The sequence below is a fragment of the Citrobacter sp. VF227 genome (genome assembly GCF_052950715.1).
The window spans coordinates 75826-98726 of sequence record NZ_JBRFVF010000005.1 but is presented as its reverse complement, the minus strand read 5'-3'; the positions used below and the strand labels follow the sequence as shown (position 1 = coordinate 98726).

The window sequence follows — 22901 nt, the reverse complement described above, 5'->3', positions numbered from 1 at the left end:
ACCGGGCCTGGAAACGAGCACACATCCGCATCGTAGGCCGGGTAAGCGCAAGCGCCACCCGGCTTTTTACAGCACCATCATACCATCCTCGGTTTTCAACCAGCGCGGCGCTTTCAGCGTGTCGGCGAAATAGCCCACCAAATCCTGCAGCAAATCACCCGCTACTCGCTCCATATCATCAGAAAGCGTTTTGCTCATCAGTAAATGCGTCAAAAGCTGGCAGTAACGCCCCATCCGGTCTGTTTCAGGCTCGAAAAGGGGAAAACGGGTCGGGAATGTTTCTACCGTCAGACTGGCCTGCAGATGCTGCGGTACAGGCTCCGTTAAGGTCGGTTGTAATAATGCGAGACAGGCCGACAAACGTGCACAAATCGCCAGTTTTTCAACCGGGTCATGGCATTCAACCAGTCCTTCGACAAAACGCTCGCAGTTATCCGCCAGTTCGGTGAAGTCCGTGGCATGGCTGAAGGGCAGGGTAAATAAAGAGTGTGAAAAGAGAGGGGTCGTCGCCATAGGACAGCCTCCAATGAGTCAAATTTTACCGCCACCTAAGGGACCAACCTTTTGGTGGCGGGCTGAACGGAGTTGGTCCTACCGGCCTCATTGGATACCGGCGCGTCTTACGACGCCACCGTCCAGCCCACCATAGAGGTATAGCTGGTCGCACGACAAAAGTGAATTTTATCGCGAATGAGGTAATCAGGGGACCAATCCTGGTACCTGATTTTGCAGGTGCAGCGAGAAGATAATGCTTATCCGCGATGCTGACAAGAGGGCATTCCGGAAGGCAACTCGCAGAAATTAAAATAGATTGGCTGCTTTACTAGTACTGTGTAAATAACCAGATAAATAAATTTAATCTGGGTCAAATGAGTGATAAACTATCACCAATGAGACCCATTGGAGGTACTATGTCCGAATTTGAATTACTTGCTCAGAATCTTTTACTGAAATCTGAAGAAGAAGAAAAACAGCGACAAGAGAATGACAAAGAGCTGATTAAAAAGGTATTAGAAATATATGATCAGAAATATGTTGCTGAATTATTGAGGAAAGTAGGTAAAAACGAATGGAGTAGGGAGACACTTAATCGATGGATTAATGGTAAATGTAGCCCCAAATCATTGACCTCTGCTGAAGAGATTTTACTCAAAAAAATGCTCCCTGAACCTCCGGAGCATCATCCTAACTATGCATTTCGGTTTATTGACCTGTTTGCTGGTATTGGAGGCATTCGTAAAGGATTTGAGTCCATCGGTGGCCAGTGTGTATTTACTAGTGAATGGAATAAAGAAGCTGTTCGCACTTACAAGGCTAATTGGTTTAATGATGAGAATGAACATCAGTTTAACCTCGATATCCGGGAAGTTACTTTAAGTGATAGAGATGACGTGGCGGAAATTGATGCTTATAAGCATATAGATGAAAACATCCCAGATCATGATGTGCTTCTAGCTGGTTTCCCTTGCCAGCCTTTCAGCTTAGCAGGTGTTAGTAAAAAAAACTCACTTGGGCGAGCACATGGGTTTGAATGTGAAGCTCAGGGGACCTTATTTTTTGATGTCGCTCGTATCATAAAATCAAAAAAACCAGCTATCTTTGTGCTTGAAAATGTTAAAAATCTTAAAAGTCATGATAAAGGTAAAACTTTCAAAGTCATTATGGATACACTTGATGAATTAGGGTATGAGGTTGCAGATGCTGCTGTATCTGGTTCAGATGACCCTAAGATAATTGATGGAAAGCATTTCCTTCCTCAACATCGAGAGCGTATAGTTTTAGTTGGTTTTCGGCGAGATCTTAATATTCATGAAGGGTTTACGTTGAAAGATATTAGCCGCTTTTATCCTGAGAAAAGACCTACGTTTGGTGAGTTACTTGATCCTGCAGTGGACAGCAAATATATATTAACGCCAAAGCTATGGGAGTATCTTTATAACTACGCCAAGAAACATGCTGCCAAAGGAAATGGGTTTGGGTTTGGTCTTGTAGACCCTAAAAAACCTGATAGTGTCGCCCGTACGTTGTCTGCTCGTTACCATAAAGATGGATCTGAAATTTTGATTGATCGTGGTTGGGATAAAGAATTAGGTGAAGCTGACTTCAGTAATGAGAATAACCAAGCTAACCGTCCTAGAAGACTTACACCACATGAATGCGCGAGGTTAATGGGGTTTGAAAGACCCGATGGAAAACCTTTCAGGATACCTGTCTCGGATACACAATCTTATCGGCAGTTTGGTAATTCTGTTGTTGTTCCAGTATTTGAAGCTGTTGCGCGTTTGCTTGAACCTTATATTACTAAGGCAGTATCAGCACAAGCATACAAGAGTAAGAAATAGTGATAACAATCTCCGGCTTTTTGCCGGAGATGTATTTATGGCTGTTCACTATAAAGATCAATCAATTCTGCAATAAATAATCCCAAAGACATTAATTCTTTCCGAATATCCTCTGGGTATTTTTTATGTAATGGAAAAGGTACAACCAGTTTGACACCAGCACTCTGCATTTCTCTAAACTGGGTAAGTGAAACACCTTCTTGAAGTGTGAATAGATGGATATTTTTTATTTTATCTGCTTCATTTAGCACTTGCCTCCATCTGTCTTTACATGTTGTTTTGACAGCAAGCATACGGAGTTTTTCATTGGGAAAAAACTCGTTATGGTAAGCTTCGGTAGAGGGGAAGATGAAATCAGGTTTTTTGTTTCCTTCAGTTACGCTCTGGGTTGAAAAATGCTTGAGGCCATGTTCAAGAAAAAGTTGTTCGAGATGAAGTTCGAGTGATTTTCCAGCACGAGATTTACGCCTGTTACTAACAGAGTTTGCCATTGCGATAAAATCATTAACCGACCCGAATCCTTTACGGATGATATCGAGTACATGTATCTCTTCGACCATAAGGAAAATATCGTATTCAATTTGACGACGTTTTATAAGTTGTTCATCCGGGCACTTAGGTTCTGCTGTGTAATATGTTGCAGAATATTTTATTATTTCACTTCCTGATGGGAAATCCTGCTCCCATTGTTTTGGTATTGTATACTCTTTTTGTTTTGATCTCGGTTGTGGTGCTAACCCTCCTAAAATTTCGTAAGCGGGCCCAAATAGCCATGTTCCTGGAATGATTTCCCCAAGTGCTGATTCGACAATATCTTCTTCATCAGGTCCATTACATACCCATATATCAACGCCTCTGCTATCGCAATTAGGTTCATGTTCAAAAACTAGAATAGAAAGTGCACCTGTATTTTCTGGGTTTTGAAGAGGGCTACCAGGACCCCAGCGAGTGATACGTTTCTCGTTCCTGGTACCCCCAAAAAATTTATTGTTGTAATAGATCGCTCTTGCTTCAGTATCAGCGCAGGTATGCGAGGCGTAACTAGCCTGAATCAATACAGAAGGATTTCGTTCCGCCCTGTGATTAATAGATGGAAAAAGCTCTTCGACAATCTCCGAGGGAATGTATAGACCAACCTGATGGCCTCCTGTAGCTCCTGTATCGTTTGCTGAAAGGCGTTTGATAAAAATAAAGTAATTCTCGCTTGTTTTATCGAGGAGCCAATCCTGAAAACCAGACATTATGTATCCTTACTTTTAAAGTGGTTTATAAACTGCAATATATTATCTACAACGGACAGAGTTTGAATAGCAGGGTGTAGCTTCAAAACTTGAAAGATATCTGATTGTGATAATCGCGAGAAGGAAACCTTCACCCCTTCATCCACATCCGTACGCCATCGAGGAACATCTGGGTTGCCATCATCACCAGAATCAGCCCCATCAGGCGCTCCAGCGCGTTCACCCCTTTCTCCCCGAGCAGACGCAGAAACAGCGACGACTGCAACAGAATCACAAACGTACCGCCCCATGCGATCAGCAGGGCGATTACCAGATGCCCCATCTGATTAGGATACTGATGCGACAACAGCATTAATGAAGCCAGGATTGTTGGACCCGCTACCAGCGGGATCGCCAGCGGAACGATAAACGGCTCTTCACCCGCCGGAAGTCCGGCGCTATTCCCGGTGGCGCTGGGGAAAATCATCTTAATGGCAATCAGGAACAAAATGATGCCCCCGGAAATCGACACGGTTTCCGCGCGCAGATTCAGAAATGCCAGAATTTTCTCGCCCGCAAACAGGAATATCAGCATCACCAACAGCGCAATGAACAGCTCGCGAATCATAATCGCGCGGCGGCGTTTTGGTTCGGTATGTTTCAATACGGACATGAAAATGGGCAGGTTTCCAAGCGGATCCATAATCAGAATCAATAAAACTGCTGCAGAAATGATTTCACTCATAAGTCAAATTCCCTGATAATTACCGCGGACTTTCTGCTTGCTTGCGCAGCGGGATAAGTCGCATTACTGATGGCTTCGCTATCATTGATTAATTTCACTTGCGACTTTGGCTGCATTTTGTATGGTGAAGGATATGCCACCAGGACACTGGCATACATACACAGCACACATCTCTGCAGGAAAAAAACGCTATGAAAAATGTTGGTTTTATCGGCTGGCGCGGTATGGTCGGCTCTGTTCTCATGCAACGCATGGTTGAGGAGCGTGACTTCGACGCCATTCGCCCTGTTTTCTTTTCTACTTCCCAGCTCGGGCAGGCGGCACCGACGTTCGGTGGAACCGCGACCGGCACGCTTCAGGACGCTTATGATCTGGACGCGCTGAAGGCGCTCGATATCATCGTAACCTGTCAGGGCGGCGATTATACCAACGAAATCTATCCAAAGCTTCGTGAAAGCGGTTGGCAGGGTTACTGGATTGACGCGGCCTCTTCGCTTCGCATGAAAGACGATGCCATCATTATCCTCGATCCGGTTAACCAGGATGTCATCACTGATGGCCTGAATAAAGGGATTAAAACTTTTGTCGGCGGTAACTGCACCGTTAGCCTGATGCTAATGTCCCTCGGTGGCCTGTTTGCCAACGACCTGGTCGACTGGGTATCTGTAGCGACCTATCAGGCTGCTTCTGGCGGCGGCGCACGCCATATGCGCGAGCTGTTGTCTCAGATGGGCCATTTGTATGGTCATGTGGCCGATGAACTGGCGACGCCGTCCTCTGCTATTCTCGATATCGAACGTAAAGTGACGACGCTGTCCCGCAGCGGTGAACTGCCGGTTGATAACTTCGGCGTACCGCTGGCCGGTAGCCTGATTCCGTGGATCGATAAACAGCTCGATAACGGTCAGAGCCGAGAAGAATGGAAGGGACAGGCGGAGACCAACAAAATTCTTAACACGTCTTCCGTGATCCCGGTTGATGGTCTGTGCGTGCGCGTCGGCGCGCTGCGCTGCCACAGCCAGGCGTTCACCATCAAACTGAAAAAAGATGTGTCTATTCCGACCGTGGAAGAACTGCTGGCGGCGCACAACCCGTGGGCGAAAGTAGTACCAAACGATCGTGAAATCACTATGCGTGAGTTAACCCCAGCGGCCGTTACCGGCACGTTGACCACGCCAGTAGGTCGTCTGCGTAAACTGAATATGGGACCGGAGTTCCTGTCAGCCTTTACCGTAGGTGACCAGCTGCTTTGGGGCGCTGCGGAGCCATTGCGCCGCATGTTACGTCAACTGGCGTAATGGTTTGTTAATGATCAAAGGGTGCTAAGTCACCCTTTTTTTGCGTAATACAGGAGTAAGCGCAGATGTTTCATTTTTTACCAGGAGTAAGATAAAGCATTGGCTATTCTTTAAGGGTGACTTAGTACCGGAGGTATTAAGTTGTTGCCTGAAGGTGGGACGACGCAGAGAGGATGCACAATTGTGCTGCGCCGTTCAGGTCAAAAAAAGTGTCGCTACCTGATGTCGAAGATCAGTTGGAAGGGGTGACACCATAAAACAGGATGACAACCATGTCCGTTCGTATCGATAGAGACGTGATTAATGCGCTAATTGCAGGCCATTTTGCGGATCCTTTTTCCGTACTCGGTATGCACCAAACTGACGCTGGACTTGAAGTCCGCGCCCTATTACCTGACGCCACCGAAGTGTGGGTGATCGAACCCAAAACCGGACGCAAAGTCGGCAAGCTGGACTGCCTCGACTCTCGCGGTTTTTTCTGTGCTGTACTTCCCCGCCGTAAAAATTTCTTTCGCTATCAGTTGGCCGTTGTCTGGCATGGACAGCAGAATCTGATTGATGACCCTTATCGTTTTGGCCCGCTAATCCAGGATATGGATGCCTGGTTGCTATCTGAAGGTACGCACCTGCGACCTTACGAAACGCTGGGCGCGCATGCGGATACCATGGATGGCGTAACCGGTACGCGCTTCTCCGTATGGGCGCCTAACGCGCAACGTGTGTCAGTAGTAGGGCAGTTCAACTACTGGGATGGACGTCGCCACCCGATGCGCCTGCGCAAAGAAAGTGGTATCTGGGAGCTGTTTATCCCCGGTGCGCATAATGGTCAGCTGTATAAATACGAGATGATCGATGCGAACGGTAAGCTGCGCATTAAAGCGGATCCTTACGCCTTCGAAGCGCAAATGCGCCCGGAAACCGCGTCGCTTATCTGCGGTCTGCCGGAAAAAGTGGTGCAAACCGAAGAGCGCAAAAAAGCCAACCAGTTTGATGCGCCAATCTCCATCTATGAAGTGCACCTGGGCTCGTGGCGTCGTCATACCGACAATAACTTCTGGCTGAGTTATCGCGAACTGGCGGATCAACTGATCCCCTACGTGAAGTGGATGGGCTTTACCCATCTTGAGCTGCTGCCAATTAATGAACACCCGTTTGACGGTAGCTGGGGCTACCAGCCGACCGGTATGTATGCGCCGACCCGCCGTTTCGGCACGCGTGATGATTTCCGCTATTTTGTGAATGCCGCGCATCAGGCGGGGCTGAACGTCATTCTCGACTGGGTGCCGGGCCATTTCCCGTCGGACGACTTTGGTCTGGCAGAGTTTGATGGCACCAGGCTGTATGAGCACAGCGACCCACGCGAAGGATATCACCAGGATTGGAACACCCTGATCTACAACTATGGTCGCCGTGAAGTCAGCAACTACCTGGTCGGCAACGCCCTGTACTGGATTGAACGCTTTGGTATTGACGCGCTGCGCGTGGATGCCGTGGCTTCGATGATTTATCGCGACTACAGCCGTAAAGAAGGGGAATGGGTTCCGAACGAATTTGGCGGTCGTGAAAACCTCGAGGCTATTGAGTTTTTACGCAATACCAACCGTATTCTTGGCGAACAGGTGCCAGGTGCGGTGAGTATGGCGGAAGAGTCCACTGATTTTGCTGGTGTTTCAAGACCGCAGGACATGGGCGGTTTAGGGTTCTGGTATAAGTGGAACCTCGGCTGGATGCACGACACGCTGGATTACATGAAACTGGATCCGGTTCATCGTCAGTACCATCACGACAAGCTGACCTTCGGTATGCTGTACAACTACACCGAGAACTTTGTCCTGCCGTTGTCGCACGATGAAGTGGTGCACGGCAAGAAATCGATCCTCGATCGCATGCCGGGCGATGCGTGGCAGAAATTTGCCAACCTGCGTGCCTACTATGGCTGGATGTGGGCCTTCCCCGGCAAGAAATTGCTGTTTATGGGCAATGAGTTTGCTCAGGGACGCGAATGGAACCATGACGTCAGCCTCGACTGGCACCTGCTGGAAGGCGGCGACAACTGGCACCACGGCGTACAGCGTCTGGTGCGCGATCTGAACCTCACCTATCGTCATCACAAAGCGCTGCATGAGCTCGACTTTGATGGCTATGGCTTCGAATGGCTGGTGGTGGATGATAAAGAACGTTCGGTGCTGGCTTTCGTACGTCGTGACAAGGTGGGTAATGAAATCATCGTTATCAGCAACTTTACGCCAGTGCCGCGCCACGGCTATCGCTTCGGTATTAACCAGCCGGGCAAATGGCGTGAAATTCTCAATACCGACTCGATGCACTACCACGGCAGCAATACTGGAAATGGCGGCACGGTGCACAGCGATGAGATCGCCAGTCATGGTCGGCAGCACTCACTGAGCCTTACGTTGCCGCCGCTGGCAACGGTCTGGCTGGTTCGGGAGGGGTAATGACGCAACTGGCAACCGGCAACGCCACTCCCCATGGCGCAACGTATGACGGCCATGGCGTCAATTTTACTCTCTTCTCAGCCCACGCTGAACGCGTTGAATTATGCGTATTTGACGAGGACGGTTGCGAACTCCGCTACGACCTGCCGGGGCGTAGCGGCGATGTCTGGCACGGCTATCTGGCCAACGCCCGTCCCGGTCTGCGCTATGGCTATCGTGTACATGGTCCGTGGCAACCACAGCAGGGCCACCGGTTTAATCCGGCGAAACTGCTGCTCGACCCTTGCGCGCGTCGGGTAGAGGGCGAGTTAAAAGATAATCCGCTGCTACACGGCGGGCTAAATGAACCGAATCACCATGATAACGCAGCCATCGCGCTGAAGGGCGTGGTGGTGTCCGACCATTATGACTGGGAGGATGATGTCCCACCGCGCACGCCGTGGGGCAATACCGTGATTTACGAAGCCCACGTCAAAGGGCTGACGTATTTGCATCCTGACTTGCCGGAAGAGATTCGCGGGACTTACAAAGCGTTGGGTCATCCGGTGATGCTCGACTATTTCAAGCGCCTCGGCATTACCGCGCTGGAGCTGTTACCGGTGGCGCATTTCGCCAGCGAGCCGCGGCTTCAACGGCTGGGTCTGTCGAACTACTGGGGATACAACCCGGTGGCAATGTTCGCGTTACATCCGGCCTATGCCTGTTCGCCGGAGAGCGCACTCGATGAGTTTCGTGATGCGGTAAAAGCGCTGCACAAAGCGGGAATTGAGGTCATTCTCGACATCGTTTTGAACCACAGTGCCGAGCTGGATCTCGACGGCCCCGTCTTCTCGCTGCGCGGAATTGATAACCGTAGCTATTATTGGATCAGGGATGATGGCGATTACTACAACTGGACCGGTTGTGGGAACACCCTCAATCTGAGCCATCCTGGCGTTGTGGAATACGCATGTGAATGCCTGCGCTACTGGGTTGAAAGCTGCCATGTGGATGGCTTTCGCTTTGATTTGGCTTCCGTCATGGGGCGTACGCCTGCGTTTCGTCAGGATGCGCCGCTGTTTACCGCGATCCAAAACTGTCCGCTGCTCTCACGCGTTAAGCTGATTGCGGAACCGTGGGATATTGGTGAAGGCGGGTATCAGGTGGGGAATTTTCCCCCGCCGTTTGCCGAGTGGAATGACCATTTCCGCGATGCGACGCGACGCTTTTGGCTCCAGCGTAATCTCTCGTTGGGCGAGTTTGCCGGGCGTTTTGCCGCATCCAGCGATGTGTTTAAACGCCAGGGCCGCAAACCCAGTGCCACGGTGAATCTGGTGACCGCGCACGACGGTTTTACGCTACGCGACTGTGTTTGCTTCACAAATAAGCACAATGAAGCGAATGGTGAGGAAAATCGCGACGGTACTAGCAATAACTACAGCGACAATCATGGTAAAGAAGGATTAGGCGGCACGCTGGACCTGATTGAGCGGCGGCGTGACAGCATTCATGCGCTGTTAACCACTCTGTTGCTTTCCCAGGGGACGCCGATGTTGCTGGCGGGCGATGAGCATGGTCATAGCCAGCACGGCAACAATAACGCTTACTGTCAGGATAACGCCTTAACGTGGCTGGACTGGCAGCAGGCAAACAGTGGGTTAACCACATTTACTGCCGCGCTGATTCATCTGCGCCGGCAAATACCCGCATTAACGGGGGATTGCTGGTGGGAAGAGGGCGATGGCAATGTTCGTTGGCTGAATAAGTACGCACAACCCTTAAGTGCGGATGAGTGGCAAAACGGCCCGAGGCAGATGCAAATCCAGCTTTCAGACCGTTTCCTGATTGCAATAAACGCCACGCTTGAGGTGACAGATATCGTTTTACCTGAAGGGGAATGGCACGCTATTCCCCCATTTGCCGGAGAGGATAATCCGGTGCTTACGGCTGTCTGGCAGGGACCTGCGCACGGACTGTGTGTGTTCCAGAGAAGATAAAAAGGAGTTAGTCATGGTGAGTTTAGAGAAGAACGATCGTGTAATGTTGGCGCGCCAGCTGCCATTAAAATCTGTTGCCCTGATCCTGGCCGGTGGCCGCGGAACCCGTCTGAAAGATTTAACCAACAAACGTGCCAAGCCTGCCGTGCACTTTGGCGGTAAGTTCCGCATTATCGATTTTGCTTTATCCAACTGCATTAACTCCGGGATCCGCCGTATCGGCGTGATCACTCAGTACCAGTCCCACACGCTGGTGCAGCATATTCAGCGCGGCTGGTCGTTCTTCAGCGAAGAGATGAACGAGTTCGTCGATCTGCTGCCTGCCCAGCAGAGAATGCAGGGTGAAAATTGGTATCGCGGCACGGCGGACGCAGTGACCCAAAACCTGGACATCATTCGACGCTATAAAGCGGAATACGTGGTGATCCTCGCGGGCGATCATATTTATAAGCAGGACTACTCACGCATGCTGATCGACCACGTCGAGAAAGGCGCGCGCTGCACCGTGGCCTGTATGCCGGTGCCGATCGAAGAAGCCAGCGCGTTTGGCGTGATGGATGTGGACGACACCGATAAAATTATCGAGTTTGTTGAAAAACCAGCCAACCCGCCGGCGATGCCTGGCGATCCGACCAAATCGCTTGCCAGTATGGGGATCTACGTCTTCAACGCCGATTATCTGTATGAACTGCTGGCGGAAGATGATCTCGATGAAAAATCCAGTCACGATTTTGGCAAAGACATCATCCCAAAAATCACCGAAGCTGGCATGGCATACGCACATCCATTCCCATTGTCCTGCGTGCAGTCTGACCCGGAATCCGAGCCGTACTGGCGCGATGTGGGAACACTGGAAGCCTACTGGAAAGCGAACCTTGATCTGGCTTCAGTGACGCCTGAACTGGATATGTACGACCAGGACTGGCCAATCCGTACGCATATGGAATCGCTGCCACCAGCGAAATTTGTTCAGGACCGTTCGGGTAGCCACGGAATGACGTTGAACTCGCTGGTTTCCGGCGGCTGTATTATTTCGGGTTCTGTGGTGGTGCAGTCCGTTCTGTTCCCGCGCGTGCGGGTGAATTCATTCTGTAACATTGATTCGGCAGTGTTGTTACCTGAAGTGTGGGTGGGACGTTCATGCCGCTTACGTCGCTGCATCATCGACCGCGCCTGCGTTATTCCTGAAGGCATGGTAATTGGTGAAAACGCGGAAGAAGATGCACGTCGCTTCTACCGTTCAGAGGAAGGTATTGTGCTGGTCACGCGTGAAATGCTGCGCAAACTGCAGATCAAACAGGAGCGATAATGCAGGTTTTACACGTATGTTCAGAGATGTTCCCCCTGTTAAAAACTGGGGGACTGGCGGATGTTCTTGGGGCGCTACCCGCAGCGCAAATAGCGGACGGTGTAGATGCCCGCGTACTGCTCCCGGCATTTCCTGATATCCGTCGCGGCATTCCCGATGCGCAGGTCGTGACGCGCCGGGATACCTTCGCTGGGCGGGTCACGCTTTTATTCGGTCATTACAACGGTGTCGGTATTTACCTGATTGACGCGCCGCATCTTTATGACCGTCCCGGTAGCCCGTATCACGACACTAACCTGTTTGCGTATACCGATAACGTGCTGCGTTTTGCGCTGTTGGGGTGGGTTGGCTGTGAAATGGCCTGCGGCTTTGACCCATTCTGGCGCCCGGATGTGGTGCACGCGCACGACTGGCATGCCGGCCTGGCTCCGGCGTATCTGGCGGCGCGCGGCCATCCGGCGAAATCGGTGTTCACCGTACACAACCTTGCGTATCAAGGCATGTTTTATGCAAAGCATATGGATGACATCCAATTGCCATGGTCGTTCTTTAACGTGCACGGACTGGAGTTTAACGGGCAGATTTCGTTCCTGAAAGCCGGGTTGTACTACGCCGACCACATTACGGCGGTCAGTCCGACCTACGCGCGGGAAATTACCGAACCGCAGTTCGCCTACGGCATGGAAGGTTTGTTGCAGCAGCGCCATCGCGAAGGGCGTCTTTCCGGCGTTCTGAACGGCGTTGATGAAAAAATCTGGAGCCCGGAAACCGATCTGCTGTTGGCGTCGCGCTATACGCGTGACACGCTGGAAGAGAAGGCGGAGAACAAACGTCAGCTACAGATCGCGATGGGACTTAAGGTTAACGACAAAGTGCCGCTGTTTGCCGTAGTCAGCCGCCTGACCAGCCAGAAAGGGTTGGATCTGGTGCTGGAAGCGCTGCCGGGGTTGTTAGAGCAGGGGGGACAACTGGCGTTACTTGGCGCGGGCGATCCGGTGTTGCAGGAAGGTTTCCTCGCCGCAGCGGCGGAACATCCGGGGCAGGTGGGCGTACAGATTGGTTATCACGAAGCCTTCTCGCATCGCATCATGGGTGGGGCCGACGTCATTTTGGTTCCCAGCCGTTTTGAGCCGTGTGGCTTAACGCAATTGTATGGACTGAAGTACGGCACGCTGCCGCTGGTGCGGCGCACCGGCGGGCTGGCTGATACGGTCTCTGACAGTTCGCTGGAAAACCTGGCGGACGGTATCGCCAGTGGGTTTGTATTTGAAGATAGTAATGCCTGGTCGCTGTTACGCGCGATCCGGCGTGCTTTCGTATTGTGGTCCCGGCCTTCGCTGTGGCGGTTTGTACAACGTCAGGCCATGACCATGGATTTTAGCTGGCAAGTCGCGGCGAAGTCATACCGTGAGCTTTACTATCGCTTGAAATAGATATCCAGGAATCACCTATATGAATGCTCCATTTACTTATGCATCGCCCACACTCAGCGTAGAGGCACTTAAGCATTCTATTGCCTACAAGCTGATGTTCACGATTGGTAAAGACCCGGTCATTGCCAATAAACATGAGTGGCTGAACGCCACGTTGTTCGCGGTGCGCGATCGTCTCGTGGAGCGCTGGCTGCGTTCTAACCGTGCGCAATTATCCCAGGAAACTCGTCAGGTCTATTACCTGTCAATGGAGTTTCTGATTGGGCGCACGCTTTCCAATGCACTGTTATCATTGGGCATTTATGACGATGTTAAAAATGCGCTGGAAGGTATGGGGTTGGATCTTGAAGATCTGATCGATGAAGAAAACGACCCGGGTCTTGGCAACGGCGGTCTCGGGCGTCTGGCGGCCTGTTTCCTGGACTCGCTGGCAACGCTTGGGCTGCCGGGACGCGGCTACGGTATTCGTTATGATTACGGCATGTTCAAGCAGAACATTGTCGATGGCCGACAGAAAGAGTCGCCGGACTACTGGCTGGAATACGGCAACCCATGGGAGTTCAAACGCCACAATACGCGCTACAAAGTACGCTTTGGCGGGCGTATACAGCAGGAAGGCAAGAAAACGCGCTGGATAGAAACCGAAGAGATCCTCGCGGTTGCCTACGACCAGATTATCCCCGGTTACGACACCGACGCCACCAACACGCTGCGCCTGTGGAGTGCCCAGGCCAGTAGCGAGATCAATCTTGGGAAATTCAACCAGGGCGACTATTTTGCGGCGGTGGAAGATAAAAACCACTCCGAGAACGTCTCCCGTGTGCTTTACCCGGATGACTCTACCTATTCAGGACGCGAACTGCGCTTGCGCCAGGAGTATTTCCTGGTCTCCTCCACAGTGCAGGACATTCTGAATCGTCATTATCAACTGCACAAAACCTACGATAACCTGGCGGATAAAATAGCTATTCACCTCAACGACACCCATCCGGTGCTGTCGATCCCTGAGCTGATGCGCTTGCTAATCGATGAGCACAAATTCAGCTGGGACGACGCGTTTGAGGTCTGTTGCCAGGTCTTCTCGTATACCAACCACACCTTGATGAGCGAAGCGCTGGAGACATGGCCTGTTGATATGCTGGGCAAAATCCTGCCGCGTCATCTGCAAATTATCTTTGAGATCAATGACTACTTCCTGAAGACGCTTCAGGAACAGTATCCGAACGACACCGCTCTACTGGGGCGGACGTCGATCATCGATGAATCCAACGGCCGCCGGGTGCGTATGGCATGGCTGGCGGTAGTGGTAAGCCACAAGGTTAACGGTGTTTCCGAGCTGCACTCCAACCTGATGGTGCAGTCGCTGTTCGCTGACTTTGCGAAGATCTTCCCGACCCGATTCTGTAACGTTACCAACGGCGTGACGCCGCGTCGTTGGCTGGCACTGGCTAACCCGCCGCTCTCCGAGGTGCTGGATGAGAATATTGGCCGCACCTGGCGTACCGATCTCAGTCAGCTAAGCGAGCTTGAACAGCACTGTGATTTCCCGTTGGTGAACCAGGCGGTACGCCGAGCGAAGCTGGAGAACAAAAAGCGTCTGGCCACGCTTATTGCCCAGCAGCTTAACGTGGTGGTGAATCCGAAATCGCTGTTTGATGTGCAGATCAAACGTATTCATGAATACAAACGCCAGCTGATGAACGTGCTGCATGTGATCACCCGCTACAATCGCATGAAGGCCGATCCTGACGCTGAGTGGGTGCCGCGCGTGAATATCTTCGCCGGTAAAGCGGCTTCGGCCTATTACATGGCGAAGCACATCATTCATCTGATCAACGATGTCGCGAAAGTGATCAATAACGATCCGCAAATTGGCGACAAACTGAAAGTGGTGTTTATCCCGAACTACAGTGTCAGCCTGGCACAGGTGATAATTCCTGCTGCCGACCTGTCTGAGCAGATTTCACTAGCTGGGACCGAAGCCTCCGGGACCAGTAACATGAAATTTGCGCTGAACGGCGCGTTGACCATCGGTACGCTGGATGGTGCCAACGTCGAGATGCTGGAACATGTGGGCGCAGAAAATATCTTTATCTTTGGTAATACGGCGGAAGAGGTTGAAGCCTTACGTAGTCAGGGCTACAAGCCGCGTGAATATTATGAGAAAGACGAAGAGCTGCACCAGGTGCTGACGCAGATCGGCAGTGGCGTATTCAGCCCAGAGGAGCCGGGACGCTATCGCGACCTGGTGGACTCATTGATCAATTTTGGCGACCACTATCAGGTGCTGGCGGATTATCGCAGTTACGTTGATTGTCAGGATAAGGTTGATGAACTGTATCGTCACCCGGAAGAGTGGACTACCAGGTCGATGATTAATATCGCCAACATGGGCTACTTCTCATCTGACAGGACGATCAAAGAGTACGCCGAAAACATCTGGCATATTGATTCGGTGCGGTTGTAACTATTACACGGCTGCTAATATAATCTGTTCAGGCAGTAGCGAATGTCGTTACTGCCTTTATTTTTTACTAATGTGCTAGCAATAACAGTTTTGATATTGCAAATCTTATTTAGATGGATTGAAAGTATGAGCAAAGGGAAAAAACACTCGATTAGACAGGCAGCTAGAGGCGTATTGTTGGCTATTGTTAGTACCGGTCTATTATCTGGATGTATGACGATGATGCTTGATGACAGTACTCAGGGAATATCATCCACTTCAAAAAAATGGCGCTCTGATGAGATCAGAGGGTTATCTCTTGCTGAGAATACAAATGGTGAGAAGGGATGGGTCTTTATTGGCAGAAGCTTTGATTACTTGCTGTATAAGGGAGGGGATGAAATTATAAATCTGCTGAATAATAAGAATATTCATCGTGAGCAATTATCAGTAGATGAACATGCTAATTTTGCTATTGATACAAGTAAGAAAAATTTCACTGGTTTGTTAAAAATTAATTATCAGGCTCAGAATGAGGATGATAAAAAACAAATCCTTGAGAAAGGATTCTCATGTATAAAAAATGATTGTCAGCGTACGTATAATGGGCTTGAAGGTACGATCCATAAAAAGAATGTTGAGCAAGACCCTAGAAAAATAATGAAGTTTTATCATCCTTTTACCGTTGAGTTTGTAAAATATCAATACTCTTCAAATCAAGGAAAATGGATTCTGGCCCCTTTTACAGTTGCTCTGGATGTTGTCACTGCGCCACTACAGTTACTGGCATTCAGTATTATTGCTCCTAATTTGGGAAGAATTGGTGGCAAATAACCTTACGTGATCGTGATAGTGACATATCTGCAACGTTATTTTGCTGTTGAAACCTTTCGCTACCCACCATCCGGCAAAATGCCCGGGGGGGCTTCGCTTGCCCGGCCTACGTTTATGCACTTTTGTAGTTATGCACTTTTGTAGGCCGGATAAGGCGTCAGCCGCCACCCGGCATTTTTATCAGGACGCCAGCGACAGTTGGCGCTTCTCAATGTATTCAGCCAGCCACTGGGTCATGCGCGACTGCTGCTCGGCGTTCAGCCACATCCCTTCTTTCGTACGACGCCACAGCGCATCGTCTGCACGACGAACCCATTCGTGGTCAACCAGATACTTCAGTTCGGCCTCATAGAACTCGTGGCCGAAGTCTTCACCTAACTCGGCAAGCGAGGTGGCTTCGCCGATAATCCATTCGGTATTGCTGCCGTAGGTGCGTGAATAATGGCGCGCCAGCGACTCGGTCAGGAACGGGTAGCGACGGCGCAGTTTGGCCGCGTAATCTTCGCGATCGCCGCCGATGTCTCCGCCTGGGAGAACGCACTCTTTGGTCCACGCCGGACCGATGCCCTGATAGTACGACGCCAGTTTTTCCATCGCGTGCTCAGCCAGCTTACGATAGGTCGTCAGCTTACCGCCAAAGACCGACAGCAGCGGCGCTTTGCCGTTTTCGTCGTGGATATCCAGCGTGTAATCACGGGTGATTGCCTGCGGTGAGTCGGACTCATCGTCGCACAACGGACGCACGCCCGAGTAAGTCCAGACGATATCATCACGGCCCAGTTGTTTCTTAAAGTGTGCGTTGTAGACCTTAAGCAGGTAATTGATTTCACTCTCATCAATTTTCACTGCTTTCGGGTCGCCTTTGTATTCGACGTCAGTCGTCCCGATGATTGAGAATTCGTCCATCCATGGGATGACAAACACAATACGTTTATCTTCGTTTTGCAGAATATAAGCTTGCTTCTGGGTATGGACGCGTGGCACCACGATGTGGCTGCCTTTAATCAGGCGAATACCGTACGGTGATGGCAGATGCATGCCGTCGTCGAAGAACTCTTTCACCCACGGGCCGGTGGCGTTGACCAGACCACGCGCCTGCCAGGTGTGCTTTTTGCCGGTATCAATATCTTCAGCTTCCACAATCCACAAACCGTTTTCACGGCGAGCGGAAGTGGCACGCGTGCGGGTTAACACCTCTCCGCCTTTACGTACGACCATTTGGGCGTTTGCCAAAACCAGTCGTGCATCGTCTACCCAGCAGTCAGAATATTCGAAACCGCGCACAATCTCAGGTTTCATTACAGAATCCGCGCCAAAACGCAAACCGGTAGAACCTGGTAAACTGGTGCGTTTGCCCAGATGATCGTACATAAACAGACCAATACGAATCATCCACGCCGGACGCAGGTGCGGGCGATGGGGCAGTCGAAAGCGCATCGGGAAGGCGATATGCGGTGCCATTTTCAACAGCACTTCACGCTCGGCCAGCGCTTCACTCACCAGTCGAAATTCATAGTGTTCCAGGTAGCGCAGGCCACCGTGGATGAGTTTGGAGCTGGCGGAAGAGGTGGCACAGGCTAAATCCTGCGCTTCCAGCATCAGCACGGATAAACCGCGTCCAGCGGCATCTGCCGCGATACCGGCACCGTTGATGCCTCCACCTATCACAATCAGATCTTTGGTTTCCATGCTGGCCTCTCGCACTTTCGTTATAGCTCATTAATGTTCGTTATCGAGCATAATAGCAAAGAATTGCGCTATTGGTAACATCGGATAAACAATTTACAGTGATACATATAACATTATGGCGTTTAACTGCCGTCGGGACGTACACTTAGAAGTAACATGTCTGAAAAGCGTCACCTGCAATATTAAGAAGAGAGAGCAATGGATCAGTTTGAATGTATTAATGTCGAAGAAGCGCATCAGAAGCTGAATCAGGGCGCTGCGGTGCTAGTGGATATCCGCGACCCGCAAAGCTATGCGATGGGGCACGCCCCGCAGGCGTTTCATCTGACGAACGACACGCTTGGGTTATTTATGCGTGAGCATGATTTTGACACCACTGTGTTAGTAATGTGTTATCACGGCAACAGCAGTAAAGGCGCGGCGCAATATCTTCTTCAGCAAGGCTATGACGCGGTTTACAGCGTTGACGGCGGCTTCGACGCCTGGCATCGACATTTTCCGGCAGAAGTGGCATACGGTTCGTAAGCTAACAAAGATGCAGCCTGAAACAGGCAGGGTCTATATACTGTCCTCTTTTGTGTGGAATAAGCGACAGCAACCATGTTGATGATTACCTCTTTTGCTAACCCCCGCGTGGCGCAGGCATTTGTTGATTATATGGCGACACAGGGCGTTATCCTGACAATTCAACAACATCAGCAAACGGATGTCTGGCTGGCGGATGAGTCCCAGGCCGAGCGCGTACGCGCCGAACTGGCGCAATTTCTGGAGAACCCGGGCGACCCGCGTTACCTCGCGGCAAGCTGGCAGTCGGGTCAGACCGACAGCGGTTTACGCTATCAGCGTTATCCTTTCCTTGCCACATTGCGCGAACGTGCAGGCCCGGTAACCTGGATAGTGATGGCCGCATGCGTGCTGGTGTTTATCGCGATGAACGCGCTGGGCGACCAGGCGGTAATGCTCTGGCTGGCATGGCCGTTTGATCCTTCGCTGAAATTTGAATTCTGGCGTTATTTCACCCACGCTTTTATGCACTTCTCGCTGATGCATATTCTGTTCAACCTGCTGTGGTGGTGGTATCTCGGCGGCGCGGTGGAAAAACGTCTGGGTAGCGGAAAACTGATAGTCATTACCGTGATTAGCGCCCTGCTGAGCGGGTATGTTCAGCAGAAGTTTAGCGGCCCGTGGTTTGGTGGGTTGTCTGGCGTGGTATATGCGCTGATGGGCTACGTGTGGTTGCGCGGCGAGCGCGATCCGCAAAGCGGTATTTTCCTGCAGCGTGGTTTGATTATCTTTGCTTTGATCTGGATTGTTGCCGGCTGGTTTGATGTGTTCGGTATGTCGATGGCGAATGGCGCACATATCGCCGGGCTGGCCGTGGGTCTGGCAATGGCGTTTGCTGATACTATTCATGTGCGAAAACGAACGTAGAAATTCGCCTGTAGGTAATCTTATTTGCCTGTATGAGCCAGGGCAGTGCTCAAAATCCTCACGTACCGTAAGTACGCTGCGGTTTCTGCGCGCTGGCCATGCCCAGACGGCCTGCAACGATAACGCCTGATAGACGAATTCTATATTTTCAGGGAACTATAATGAAACAAACACAACGACATGACGCGATCATCGAACTGGTAAAGAAACAAGGATACGTCAGCACCGAGGAGCTGGTGGAGCATTTTTCCGTCAGCCCACAGACGATTCGCCGCGATCTCAACGATCTGGCCGATCAGAATATGATTTTGCGACATCACGGCGGCGCGGCGCTGCCATCCAGCTCGGTCAATACCCCGTGGCATGACCGTAAAGCGACGCAGACGGCTGAAAAAGAGCGCATTGCCCGCAAAGTCGCCACGCAGATCCCGAACGGCTCGACGCTATTTATTGATATCGGCACTACCCCGGAAGCGGTGGCCCACGCGCTGCTCAGTCACAGCAATTTACGCATTGTGACCAACAACCTCAATGTGGCGAATACCCTGATGGCGAAAGAGGATTTCCGTATTATTCTGGCGGGTGGCGAACTGCGTAGCCGTGACGGCGGTATTATGGGCGAAGCGACCCTCGACTTTATTTCTCAGTTCCGTCTGGATTTCGGCATTTTAGGCATCAGCGGCATCGACAGCGATGGTTCCCTGCTGGAATTTGATTATCACGAAGTCCGCACCAAACGCGCGATTATTGAGAATTCACGCCATGTGATGCTGGTGGTGGATCACTCGAAGTTTGGTCGTAACGCGATGGTGAATATGGGCAGTATCAGCATGGTGGATGCGGTGTATACTGACACGCTACCGCCCGCAGGCGTGATGCAGGTGATCGCTGACCATCATATTCAGTTAGAGCTGTGCTAAGTTAATTACAGGCCTGATTAGCATCGCTCGTCAGGCTCTCACTACACCCCATATCCCATCATCTTCAGCAGCTTCTGCGCATGTTGCACTGCATCCTGGCGATGTGCGACGCCGAGCTTTTGGTACAAATTGCGGATGTGCGTCTTGATAGTCGTTGCCGCGACGGCCAGCTCTCCGGCGATCTGCTCGTTGCTGTAGCCCGAATAAATCAGTCCCAAAACTTGCCATTCGCGCTGGGTCAGCGGGCTGGTGCGGATAAGCTCCGGTACTTCCGGGTGCGTAAGCAGACGCTCAACGAACCCTTCATCGAAGTGGGCGAATTTATGGCGATGGTGCTGGTTAATCTCACGCAAAATGCGTTGGGCGCGATGCTGATCGAGTTCCGGCAGCGTATTGAGCTGAATCAGCTGACGCAGTTGCTGCGCCATAGCCTCACCTTCGATAACAAAGTGACTGATAAACCCGGTGCGGTTCGCCAGCTGTAACGCGTCGAGTAACACGCGCTGTGCGTCATTTTTGCGCCCTGCCTGCCAGTACAACTGATTAAGCAGCAGCAGGTTGCGGTTCAGATCGCTCATCAGGCGCAGATTGCGCGCATTTTCATTCAACTCTTCCAGCACAATCTCAGCCGGTTCAAATTCGCCCAGCAGGATCTGCGCGCGGGCGATGTTGCGCCATTGGCCTTGCAGGAAGTGGTTATTGGCGAATTCCGGTTTCGGCGTGTGGCGCAGCCAGTTGGCGGCTGAATTTTTGTCGCCGACCATTTGCCAGTAAATCACCCGGACTTTATCAGCGTTTGAGATCCAGTCGCTGTGATAGTGGCCATTACCCAGCAGGTTTTCCAGACGGTTGAGCAGGCTACGCGCGTTGTCCAGATCGCCCCGCGCCAGCGAACACTGAACCAGCAGTGCCAGGCACTGTAGCTGCTGCTGCGGCTGGAAAGTGGAAAGCAGTTCAATACCCGAGCGGGCAGACGCTTCCGCTTCGTCCAGGCGCGCCCATGCCCACAGGAGCTGCGCACGAATGCGCACCAGGAACTCGTGCATCGGTAGCTGTTCGAGGTGCTGCTCTTTGATCAGCTGGAACGCTTTTTCCTGGATTTCCCAGGCTGCCTGTAAAAAGCCCTGGGCAAACAAGATTTCACTTTGCTGAATAAGACTCCACAGGGCGTAATGCCAGACGTCATGATGGCGCGCCATTTGTTCGGTTTGCTGCATCAACGCCAGAGAACGCGTGAGGTCGCCCTTACAGTGCAGAACTTCGCCGTGCACCGAGGTGGCGACGATTCGGCTGTAGAACCAGGCGATGGGTAGCTCATCCAGTGCCAGTTTCGCCAGACGCTCGGCTTCATCAGGATTTCCGTCGTTAATCGCGACCTGCGCTCGCAGGGCGTTAAATTCGGCATGCAGCGTCGGCTCCATGTCGCCTTTCATTTCCTGCTCAGCGCGTGCCAGCAGGGTATTCACCTCGCTGTAGCGGTGCTGGCTTTGCATCAGCCACGCTTGCAGCAGAACCAGACGCGGATTTTCCAGCAGGCTTTCCCATGGCAGCGCTTTCAGGGATTCTTCCAGTAGCGTCAGCTCACTGTGGTTAAACAGTCCCCACGCATGGTTAAGCAGGATATCGCGCAGCATATGGGCATCGCCTGCCGCCAGCGCATGGTGGATAGCTTCGCTGGGAAAACCTTGCGCCATCCAGCTTTCAGCAGCCGCGCGGTGTATTTCGGGCAGTTCGCTCGCCAGTTCCCACTGACAGCGTTGACGTAAAAAGCTGCCAAACAGCGGGTGATAGCTGAACCATTCACCGACGTCATCCATCCGCTGCAGAAATAATCCCTGGCGTTCGATCTCCTCCAGCCGCATCTGGCCATTTTCTTCCCCGGTAACCCGGACGATCAGCGCGTCGTTCATGGAGCGCAGAATGGCGCTTTTCAGCAGGAAGTGACGGGTGCCGAGGTCAACGCTGTCCAGCACTTCATCAACCAGATAATCGGACAAATGGCTGGCGTTTATCCCCGCGAGGCGGCGTGCGGACTGGTGTGCAGAATGGTTGTTCTGGCGGGCGGAGAGGGCAATCAGCTGTAACGCCGTGGCCCAGCCCGCAACGTCGTCGCACATTCGACTGCTTTCCGCTGCTTCGATAGGAGAAGACAAACGGCGATCGAAAAATTGTTTGGCTTCCTGGTGGTTAAACGCCAGTTGCTGGCTGCCTATCTCCAGCAACTGATCGCGTACTCGCAGGTTGGCAATGCCCAACTGTGGGAGATTGCGCGACAACACGACCAGCGTGAGATTTTCAGGCTGGTGACGCAGGAAGAAACGCATCGCTTCGTGGATAGCTGGGTTGGAGATCAGATGATAATCGTCCACCACCAGGTAGAGTGGGCGATGCCACTCGGCCAGTTCAATAAATAGCTGTGCAAACAGTGACGTCAGACTGGCGTATTGGCGCTTTTGCACCATCGCTTCGCTGGTGGTGCAGTGTCCACCGGTTGCCTGCTGAATAGCGGCGATCAGATAGCTGGCAAAACGTTCTTGCTGATTATCGCCTTCATCCAGTGAGTACCAGCCTAAGTCGTTCTTCCCCGCTGCCCATTGTGAGACCAGCGTCGTTTTTCCATAGCCAGCGGGACTTGTTATCAGGGCAAGCCTGAAATTATTCACGCCGGAAAGTTTAGCCAACAGGCGCTCGCGGACCACCGTATGGTCGAGTCGAACCGGACGACTTAATTTAGACGGAATCAACATATGTTTGTCACTTCACTGTGTGAACATGGGGGAAGAATGATTTTTTTTGCGCTTC

The 22901-nt window shown here is 51.6% G+C and carries 16 protein-coding genes; 11 read left to right on the top strand and 5 right to left on the bottom strand.

The genetic code is table 11. The annotated features are described in order from the left end of the window. Positions 1-66: 66 nt before the first annotated feature. On the bottom strand, positions 67-513 hold the full coding sequence (locus ACU8YC_RS16750; RefSeq protein WP_446895563.1) for a hypothetical protein: 447 nt from the start codon (positions 511-513) through the stop codon (positions 67-69). A gap of 398 nt (positions 514-911) precedes the next feature. Between ACU8YC_RS16750 and ACU8YC_RS16745 the strand changes: the two genes are divergently transcribed. Next, positions 912-2342: a DNA cytosine methyltransferase gene (locus ACU8YC_RS16745; protein WP_446895562.1), complete on the top strand. Its 1431-nt coding sequence runs from the start codon at positions 912-914 to the stop codon at positions 2340-2342. A 35-nt stretch (positions 2343-2377) separates the two neighbouring features. Here the strand turns inward: ACU8YC_RS16745 and ACU8YC_RS16740 are convergent, their stop codons facing one another. Next, positions 2378-3583, bottom strand: a complete 1206-nt coding sequence (locus ACU8YC_RS16740; protein WP_446895561.1) for a type II restriction endonuclease — start codon at positions 3581-3583, stop codon at positions 2378-2380. A gap of 130 nt (positions 3584-3713) precedes the next feature. Then, positions 3714-4307 carry an NAAT family transporter YhgN gene (yhgN, locus tag ACU8YC_RS16735; protein WP_151224134.1) on the bottom strand — a complete coding sequence of 198 codons (594 nt, stop codon included), beginning with the start codon at positions 4305-4307 and terminating at the stop codon, positions 3714-3716. 191 nt (positions 4308-4498) lie between these two features. On the opposite strand from yhgN, the gene asd reads away from it, so the two are divergent. The 7 genes from asd to ACU8YC_RS16700 all read left to right on the top strand — a co-directional run bounded on the left by asd (position 4499) and on the right by ACU8YC_RS16700 (position 16059). Beyond that, on the top strand, positions 4499-5605 hold the full coding sequence (gene asd / locus ACU8YC_RS16730) for an aspartate-semialdehyde dehydrogenase (protein WP_151216877.1): 1107 nt from the start codon (positions 4499-4501) through the stop codon (positions 5603-5605). A 272-nt stretch (positions 5606-5877) separates the two neighbouring features. Then, positions 5878-8061: a 1,4-alpha-glucan branching enzyme gene (glgB, locus tag ACU8YC_RS16725; protein WP_187259963.1), complete on the top strand. Its 2184-nt coding sequence runs from the start codon at positions 5878-5880 to the stop codon at positions 8059-8061. Continuing rightward, positions 8061-10037 (top strand): glycogen debranching protein GlgX, encoded by a 1977-nt coding sequence (gene glgX / locus ACU8YC_RS16720; RefSeq protein WP_277109180.1) that lies wholly within the window; start codon positions 8061-8063, stop codon positions 10035-10037. Before glgB ends, glgX begins: the two co-directional genes overlap by 1 nt. A 13-nt stretch (positions 10038-10050) precedes the next feature. Next, positions 10051-11346 carry a glucose-1-phosphate adenylyltransferase gene (glgC, locus tag ACU8YC_RS16715; protein WP_151216875.1) on the top strand — a complete coding sequence of 432 codons (1296 nt, stop codon included), beginning with the start codon at positions 10051-10053 and terminating at the stop codon, positions 11344-11346. Continuing rightward, positions 11346-12779, top strand: coding sequence for a glycogen synthase GlgA (gene glgA / locus ACU8YC_RS16710; RefSeq protein ID WP_151216874.1), 1434 nt, complete (start codon positions 11346-11348; stop codon positions 12777-12779). The genes glgC and glgA overlap by 1 nt, the downstream gene beginning before the upstream one ends. Before the next feature lie 19 nt (positions 12780-12798). After that, positions 12799-15246 carry a glycogen phosphorylase gene (gene glgP / locus ACU8YC_RS16705; RefSeq protein WP_151216873.1) on the top strand — a complete coding sequence of 816 codons (2448 nt, stop codon included), beginning with the start codon at positions 12799-12801 and terminating at the stop codon, positions 15244-15246. Positions 15247-15288: 42 nt separating this feature from the next. Continuing rightward, positions 15289-16059 (top strand): hypothetical protein, encoded by a 771-nt coding sequence (locus ACU8YC_RS16700; protein WP_151216872.1) that lies wholly within the window; start codon positions 15289-15291, stop codon positions 16057-16059. 180 nt (positions 16060-16239) lie between these two features. Here ACU8YC_RS16700 and glpD read toward each other — a convergent pair whose 3' ends face one another. Further along, the gene (glpD, locus tag ACU8YC_RS16695; RefSeq protein ID WP_151216871.1) at positions 16240-17748 is read right to left on the bottom strand and encodes a glycerol-3-phosphate dehydrogenase; all 1509 of its coding nucleotides are present in this window, start codon (positions 17746-17748) and stop codon (positions 16240-16242) included. 198 nt (positions 17749-17946) lie between these two features. Here glpD and glpE point away from each other — a divergent pair, with 198 nt between their 5' ends. The 3 genes from glpE to ACU8YC_RS16680 all read left to right on the top strand — a co-directional run bounded on the left by glpE (position 17947) and on the right by ACU8YC_RS16680 (position 20099). Beyond that, a complete protein-coding gene (gene glpE / locus ACU8YC_RS16690) occupies positions 17947-18273 on the top strand; it encodes a thiosulfate sulfurtransferase GlpE (protein WP_151216870.1) in 327 nt (108 codons plus the stop codon). 75 nt (positions 18274-18348) lie between these two features. After that, a complete protein-coding gene (glpG, locus tag ACU8YC_RS16685; RefSeq protein WP_278238696.1) occupies positions 18349-19179 on the top strand; it encodes a rhomboid family intramembrane serine protease GlpG in 831 nt (276 codons plus the stop codon). A 161-nt stretch (positions 19180-19340) separates the two neighbouring features. Next, a complete protein-coding gene (locus tag ACU8YC_RS16680; protein ID WP_151216868.1) occupies positions 19341-20099 on the top strand; it encodes a DeoR/GlpR family transcriptional regulator in 759 nt (252 codons plus the stop codon). A gap of 41 nt (positions 20100-20140) precedes the next feature. On the opposite strand, the gene malT is transcribed toward ACU8YC_RS16680, so the two are convergent. Further along, positions 20141-22846 (bottom strand): HTH-type transcriptional regulator MalT, encoded by a 2706-nt coding sequence (malT, locus tag ACU8YC_RS16675; protein WP_151216867.1) that lies wholly within the window; start codon positions 22844-22846, stop codon positions 20141-20143. Positions 22847-22901 lie beyond the last annotated feature (55 nt).

Excerpts from the sequence above, each read along its gene's own strand:
- ACU8YC_RS16750 (WP_446895563.1), bottom strand. The coding sequence starts at position 513 with ATGGCGACGACCCCTCTCTTTTCACACTCTTTATTTACCCTGCCCTTC.
- ACU8YC_RS16745 (WP_446895562.1), top strand. The coding sequence starts at position 912 with ATGTCCGAATTTGAATTACTTGCTCAGAATCTTTTACTGAAATCTGAA.
- ACU8YC_RS16740 (WP_446895561.1), bottom strand. The coding sequence starts at position 3,583 with ATGTCTGGTTTTCAGGATTGGCTCCTCGATAAAACAAGCGAGAATTAC.
- yhgN (WP_151224134.1), bottom strand. The coding sequence starts at position 4,307 with ATGAGTGAAATCATTTCTGCAGCAGTTTTATTGATTCTGATTATGGAT.
- asd (WP_151216877.1), top strand. The coding sequence starts at position 4,499 with ATGAAAAATGTTGGTTTTATCGGCTGGCGCGGTATGGTCGGCTCTGTT.
- glgB (WP_187259963.1), top strand. The coding sequence starts at position 5,878 with ATGTCCGTTCGTATCGATAGAGACGTGATTAATGCGCTAATTGCAGGC.
- glgX (WP_277109180.1), top strand. The coding sequence starts at position 8,061 with ATGACGCAACTGGCAACCGGCAACGCCACTCCCCATGGCGCAACGTAT.
- glgC (WP_151216875.1), top strand. The coding sequence starts at position 10,051 with ATGGTGAGTTTAGAGAAGAACGATCGTGTAATGTTGGCGCGCCAGCTG.
- glgA (WP_151216874.1), top strand. The coding sequence starts at position 11,346 with ATGCAGGTTTTACACGTATGTTCAGAGATGTTCCCCCTGTTAAAAACT.
- glgP (WP_151216873.1), top strand. The coding sequence starts at position 12,799 with ATGAATGCTCCATTTACTTATGCATCGCCCACACTCAGCGTAGAGGCA.
- ACU8YC_RS16700 (WP_151216872.1), top strand. The coding sequence starts at position 15,289 with ATGTCGTTACTGCCTTTATTTTTTACTAATGTGCTAGCAATAACAGTT.
- glpD (WP_151216871.1), bottom strand. The coding sequence starts at position 17,748 with ATGGAAACCAAAGATCTGATTGTGATAGGTGGAGGCATCAACGGTGCC.
- glpE (WP_151216870.1), top strand. The coding sequence starts at position 17,947 with ATGGATCAGTTTGAATGTATTAATGTCGAAGAAGCGCATCAGAAGCTG.
- glpG (WP_278238696.1), top strand. The coding sequence starts at position 18,349 with ATGTTGATGATTACCTCTTTTGCTAACCCCCGCGTGGCGCAGGCATTT.
- ACU8YC_RS16680 (WP_151216868.1), top strand. The coding sequence starts at position 19,341 with ATGAAACAAACACAACGACATGACGCGATCATCGAACTGGTAAAGAAA.
- malT (WP_151216867.1), bottom strand. The coding sequence starts at position 22,846 with ATGTTGATTCCGTCTAAATTAAGTCGTCCGGTTCGACTCGACCATACG.